The following is a 5948-nucleotide window of genomic DNA, read 5'->3' as shown; positions in this document are numbered from 1 at the left end:
ACCAAGCCCAGCGCCAACTCCGACACCCAAACCGACGCCGGCGCCGACTCCAGCGCCCAAACCGACTCCGAAACCGACGCCCGCACCAACCCCCGCACCGAAACCGACGCCCGCACCGACTCCCGCACCGAAACCGACTCCCGCACCAACTCCCGCACCGTCACCGGAACCTGCCCCAACTCCCGCACCGTCGCCGGAACCTGCCCCAACTCCCGCACCGTCGCCGGAACCTGCCCCAACTCCCGCACCGGAACCGGAACCCGCACCGGAACCGGAACCTGCCCCAACTCCCGCACCGTCGCCGGAACTCTAAACTTCTGGCAAAATTCCCCTAGACTGATGTTGAGGCCAATTATTTGTTAGCTATTTGTCAATGAACTCCTTGCTAATTGCTGGAACTGATACCGACGCGGGCAAAACTGTTTTGACCAGCGCTCTGGCTGCTTATTGGCAAATGTATTTTCCAGATCGCAGTTTGGGAATTATGAAGCTGTTGCAAACGGGAACGGGCGATCGCGAACTCTACACCCGTTTGTTTGCCCTCGACCAATCCCCCGAAGAACTCAATCCACTGCACTTTGATGCGCCTCTAGCACCGCCGATTGCAGCCGAACAGGAGGGGAGACATATCGAACTCGAAAAGGTTTGGACGGCTTGGCAAAGCCTCTCTGAGCGCAAGGATTTTGTGTTGGTGGAAGCTTTGGGAGGACTTGGCTCGCCTGTAACGTGGGAACTGACGGTGGCCGATATTGCCAGGGATTGGCGGCTGAGGGGGGTTTTGGTAGTACCTGTGAGGTTGGGGGCGATCGGGCAAGCTGTGGCGAATGTTGCTCTCGCCAGACACACTGGTTTTAAGCTGAGAGGAATTGTGCTTAATTGCGTTAAAGCTTATTCCGAACAAGAAATTGCCGATCGAGCGCCGGTAGATTTGATCCAGTCGCTAACTCAAATACCTGTGTTGGGTATTTTGCCGCATTTAGATGACCCGACTGACCTTGCTAAATTAGCTAAAGCAGCTTCCCAATTAGATTTAGAGCGGTTGCTACCTGGGGTTAATTTAGTTCCTCAGACTTCTAAATAACCCTATTCTAAACACCTCTGTTTCTCATTCTTTTCTTCCTCTGCGTACTCTGCGCCCTCTGCGGTTCATTTAAAAAAATATCCGGCACAACTCAGATAGGATTGAAGAAGATTTTATTTTAACCTCAGAGACCGCAGAGACCGCAGAGAAAGAGCAGAGAGAGTTTCACAACTTATTCTGGCTTGCTATAATGAGTGATTACCATTTATTAAGTGATTAAAGAGCAAAGTTAATCAAAAAAAAGGAGAAGAAAACATGGTTTCTACTTTACCGAATTTAACCTCTGTGGATTTATCTCAATTGCGGCTGGAAATTAGAAATTTGCAGCCTCAGCTAGTAGAATGGCGTCGCCTTTTGCACCAAAAACCGGAGTTGAGTTTTGATGAAAATTTAACGGCGCAGTTTGTCTCGCAAAAGTTGCAGGAATGGGGAATAGATCATGAAACTAATATTGCTAAAACTGGTATTGTCGCCACTATAGACAGCGGCAAACCGGGGCAGGTTTTGGCAATTCGGGCGGATATGGATGCTTTGCCCATTCAAGAAGAAAATGAGGTGGATTATCGATCGCAGCATGATGGAATTATGCACGCTTGCGGTCACGACGGTCACACTGCGATCGCCCTCGGTACTGTTTGTTATCTCGCAAAGCACAAACACAGCTTTTCGGGTAAGGTAAAATTTATCTTTCAGCCCGCCGAAGAAGGCCCAGGGGGCGCAAAACCGATGATTGAAGCGGGAGTTTTGAAGAATCCTGATGTTGATGCGATCGTCGGCTTGCATTTGTGGAACAATCTACCTTTGGGCACTGTAGGCGTCCGCAGCGGCGCGTTGATGGCGGCTGTCGAAGTTTTTGACTGCACGATTTTTGGCCAAGGCGGACACGGCGCAATGCCGCATCAGACTGTGGACTCGATCGTAGTTACAGCCCAAATTGTCAGCGCTTTGCAGGCAATTGTCGCGCGGAACATTGACCCGATCGACTCAGCGGTAGTAACTGTCGGCAAATTCCACGCAGGCGACGCCCACAACGTGATTGCCGACACCGCTCAAATCGGCGGCACGGTGCGCTATTTCAATCCAGCATATCAAGGTTATTTTGCCAAGCGAATCGAGCAATTAATTGCCGGAATTTGTCAGAGTCACGGGGCCAATTACAAATTGGATTATTGTGCGCTTTACCCGCCAGTTATTAATGATTCGAGAATAGCTGAATTGGTGCGTAGCGTTGCAGAATCGGTTGTCGAAACTCCTGCTGGGATCGTGCCGGAATGTCAAACAATGGGCGGCGAGGATATGTCGTTCTTTTTGCAAGAAGTTCCCGGTTGTTATTTCTTTTTGGGTTCAGCAAATCCCGAGAAAAACTTGGCTTACCCGCACCATCACCCGCGCTTTGATTTTGATGAAACTGCGCTGGGGATGGGTGTAGAAATGTTTGTGCGGTGTGTGGAAAATTTTTGTGCGATGTAAATAAGCCTTTTATGGGCGGGCTAGAAGCCCACCCCACAAGAAATTCATTCTTTGTGGAACAGGCAAATTCATGTCTTGTGGAACAGGCATCTTGCCTGTTCAGGAGAATGGTACAACATCTCAGATATTACCGAGTTTGAAAGATATTCTGCACCATTTTCTTATCTACACTCGCTGCCGCCTTATCCAATTCGGCAATCTCGCCCGAGTCTAACTCCCAGCCCAAAGCACCGATATTATCCCTCGCCTGTGCCGCAGATTTAGCCCCCGGAATGGGAATAGTTTCTTTGCAGATGCACCAGTTAATTGCTACCTGCGAAACAGTCTTGTTTCTGAATGCCGCTATTTCTCGCAAACATTCCAAAAGCGATCGCATTCCCGGAAGTAGCTGCTTGCACGCCAAACCTCGGATACCTTTAGGAAGAGAGTTATTTTCCGAGTATTTACCCGTCAGCAAACCCAAGGCTAGAGGACTGTAAGCAATCAATTTTATCCCCAATTCATCGCAAACATCTTTCAATCCGAGTTCCGTCACCGGATAGGTAGAAAGTAGCGAATATTGCACTTGTAAAGTAACAATAGGAATTTGGCGATCGCTAAATTTACGATGCACCCATTTCAGGCGTTTAGGCCCGTAATTAGACAAGCCCACTCCCTTGACCAATCCTTGCTCGTAAAGGTCAGCCAAACCGTCTAAAAGAGCGCTTTCTTGCCAAGGAGCGTAATTGGCTGTAGACCAGTGCATTTGCACCAAATCTACATTTTTTCCGAGGCGCGCAGCAGAGGCTTTGCAAGCCGATATCATTGATTGTCGCGTCAGTCTCCAAGGATAAGCAGCCAGTTTTGTCGCAATACAAATACTCTCTTTATTTGCACCTTGATATTGTTGAGAAAACTGCCCCAAAAGCTGCTCGCTGCGTCCATTTAATTTCCCAGTTCCGTAAGAGTCGCCGGTATCGAATAAAGTGACACCGCTGCTGACGCAAAGATTGAACGCGGCTTGCAATTCCTCGTCCATACTTTCATTGTAGCCCCAGAGGAATCTGTTGCCCCAGGCCCAAGTGCCGCAGCCCATTTTTGGCAGTAAAATTTTTTGGTTAGTTTGCATTTTTATTGATGATTAATGATTGAGATCGCGGTAAGGTGCGCATTGCACACCCTACTTTTTAATTCTTTTACGTGGTTGGCGAGGGCGAAGGTGCGCTGTTTTTGGTAGGTTGATCCGGCTTAGCTTTGGGGTCTGGTTTGGGTGGCGCAGGCGGAGGGAAAGTCGCCGCGCGTCTGGGTATTTGTAGCGCTGTTCGGAATGCAGAAGACGGGAAGAAATCGCTAAATTGAGAAAGTCGAACAGCGATGGGTTCTGGTGCAGATTCCCACAAGCTTTCGTAGTAGAAGAAAGCGACGCCTAAGCCGTATCCTTGGACTGCTTGCACCTGAGATTTAATTTGCTCAATCGGTACGGGGTTATTTCTCAAACCTGTCATAATCCCAACTCCGGTGGGAATTTTTTGGTGTGCTTCTTGCATTTCGGGACGGTTAATTTTTTCTACAAATGATTCTAAATTGGGACGGTACACTTGCACGATTAGCTCGTCGGCAATATCCAAACGTACCCAAGTCAGCCAATCTTGCAGGTGATGTTTGTAAGCAAACTCGTAGTAATTGGGAGAAATCGAGAAAATTGCATTGGGTTTGACTGCTTTGACGGCTTGATTTAGCTGCGACATAAAAGCGGTAATTTTATTAGCTCGCCACTGCACCCATGCTGGGTTTTGAAAATCTTTGGGCGGAGCTTTTTTTGTTTCTTTGGTATACAAAGCAACTGTGTAGTCATCGTAGCCAAATTCAGACGGCAAACTCATGTGATCGTCAAATTGAATGCCGTCTGCGTTATATTGAGTGGTGATTTCTAGTACGAGTTCAGTAATGAATTGCTGCACTTCTGGATGAAAGGGATTGAGCCAAACTACTTCGCCGCCGGCGTCGTTTGATGTTTGGCTGCCGTCCTGTTTTTGTGTCAGCCACTCGGGATGATTTAAGGCTAATTCTGATGTGGGAGGAGCCATAAAACCAAACTCAAACCAAGGAATTACTAGCAGGCCTTGGCGGTGAGCTTTATCAATTAAATCGGCGAGCATATCTTGTCCGTCTAACCCTCTGTAAACAAAGGGTTGAATGTCTCTTTGCTGCGCTACATAGCTGGGATACATTGCATAGCCAGAATTCCAGGCTACAGGATAAATAGTGTTGAAATTTAACCGTTTTAGTTGGCTGACAGCATCTTTTAGTTTGCGACGATCTCTGAGGATGTCTTTGTCGTTTGTCGTCATCCAAACGCCGCGAATTTCCTGGCGGGGTTGCTGGGCGATCGCCGGAATCAAGTTGTTCGCCAGCAATACTATAATGAATGAGAGGGCAAACAGAAGCGGTAAAAGAGTTTTAATCGATCGCTGCCAACTGCGCGGAATGATGCGTAATGTCATAGTTTTGAATGGTGAGTTAGCTGTAGAAACACACCCCGGCATAATTTGGTGATAAAATTTGCTCGCTCTACAGTCTACAACCATTGGCGCTGAATGTGGAATCGGTTAAGTGCAATGGGTGGATTGATGTTATGCGATCGCAACTGAGCGAAGTATAATCCATGAGACAGAGAGTAGGTGAGAGCATTCTGTCAAAATGCTGGGAGATTATTGATTACGCACTGCAAGCTCTCCTTACCGGACATTGCCCCCAAGGATGCCTAGTGCTGTACAATATTGGTGCTGGAACATCTCGATCGAACATCTGTAATTGTGAAACATTTAGTGTTAATTGGCGGCGGTCACAGTCATGCTATCGTATTAAAAATGTTCGGTATCAAACCGCTGCCGGGAGTGCGTTTGACTCTGATTAGCGACGTGCTGCACGCGCCTTATTCGGGGATGCTGCCGGGGCACGTTGCCGGGTTTTACAATTACGATGAATGTCACATTGATTTGCGATCGCTCGCTGAATTTGCCGGATGTCAAATATTAATCGATCGAGCGATCGCGATCGACTTTAACAAAAATTTAGTGATTTGTCAAACTCGCCATCCGGTTAATTTTGATTTGCTTTCTGTGGATATCGGCAGCACTCCTGCGACTTTATCGGTACCGGGTGCGGCAGAATATGCAATTGCAGCTAAACCCGTACCGGAGTTTTTAGCTAGTTGGAATCAGTTAATTTCCGAAAGGCAAAACTCTCTCCAAAAACCGCTGCGGATCGCCATTGTCGGCGGCGGTGCAGGCGGCGTAGAATTAGCATTAAATATGCAATCTCGATTGGGGAAGGAAGAAGGAAGAAGGAAGAGGGAAGAAGGAAGAGGGAAGAAGGAAGAGGGAAGAAGGAAGAGGGAAGAAGGAAGAGGGAAGAA

Annotated in this window: 6 protein-coding genes; 4 read left to right on the top strand and 2 right to left on the bottom strand. The window is 47.9% G+C overall.

All coding sequences use genetic code 11. The features are described from left to right. From QUA20_RS00925 to QUA20_RS00915, 3 genes are all read left to right on the top strand, one after another. On the top strand, positions 1 to 313 hold a 313-nt coding region (locus tag QUA20_RS00925), incomplete at its 5' end, for a hypothetical protein (RefSeq protein WP_333184455.1). Positions 314 to 373: 60 nt separating this feature from the next. Continuing rightward, a complete protein-coding gene (bioD, locus tag QUA20_RS00920) occupies positions 374 to 1081 on the top strand; it encodes a dethiobiotin synthase (protein ID WP_333184452.1) in 708 nt (235 codons plus the stop codon). A 255-nt stretch (positions 1082 to 1336) separates the two neighbouring features. Then, positions 1337 to 2551 carry a M20 family metallopeptidase gene (locus QUA20_RS00915; protein WP_333184449.1) on the top strand — a complete coding sequence of 405 codons (1215 nt, stop codon included), beginning with the start codon at positions 1337 to 1339 and terminating at the stop codon, positions 2549 to 2551. 127 nt (positions 2552 to 2678) lie between these two features. On the opposite strand, the gene QUA20_RS00910 is transcribed toward QUA20_RS00915, so the two are convergent. Continuing rightward, complete coding sequence (locus QUA20_RS00910; RefSeq protein WP_333184447.1) at positions 2679 to 3659, bottom strand: aldo/keto reductase; 981 nt, start codon at positions 3657 to 3659, stop codon at positions 2679 to 2681. Between the two features lie 67 nt (positions 3660 to 3726). Then, positions 3727 to 5118 carry a glycoside hydrolase family 10 protein gene (locus QUA20_RS00905; RefSeq protein WP_333184444.1) on the bottom strand — a complete coding sequence of 464 codons (1392 nt, stop codon included), beginning with the start codon at positions 5116 to 5118 and terminating at the stop codon, positions 3727 to 3729. A 195-nt stretch (positions 5119 to 5313) separates the two neighbouring features. On the opposite strand from QUA20_RS00905, the gene QUA20_RS00900 reads away from it, so the two are divergent. Next, positions 5314 to 5948, top strand: a 635-nt coding sequence (locus QUA20_RS00900) for an FAD-dependent oxidoreductase (RefSeq protein ID WP_333184441.1), incomplete at its 3' end; no start/stop codon positions are given.

Origin of the sequence: Microcoleus sp. Pol7_A1 (assembly GCF_036701085.1) — a bacterium.
Classification (GTDB): Bacteria; Cyanobacteriota; Cyanobacteriia; order Cyanobacteriales; family Microcoleaceae; genus Microcoleus; species Microcoleus asticus.
Note: the sequence above shows the minus strand (reverse complement) of the source record. Positions and strands in the feature narration are given on the sequence as shown.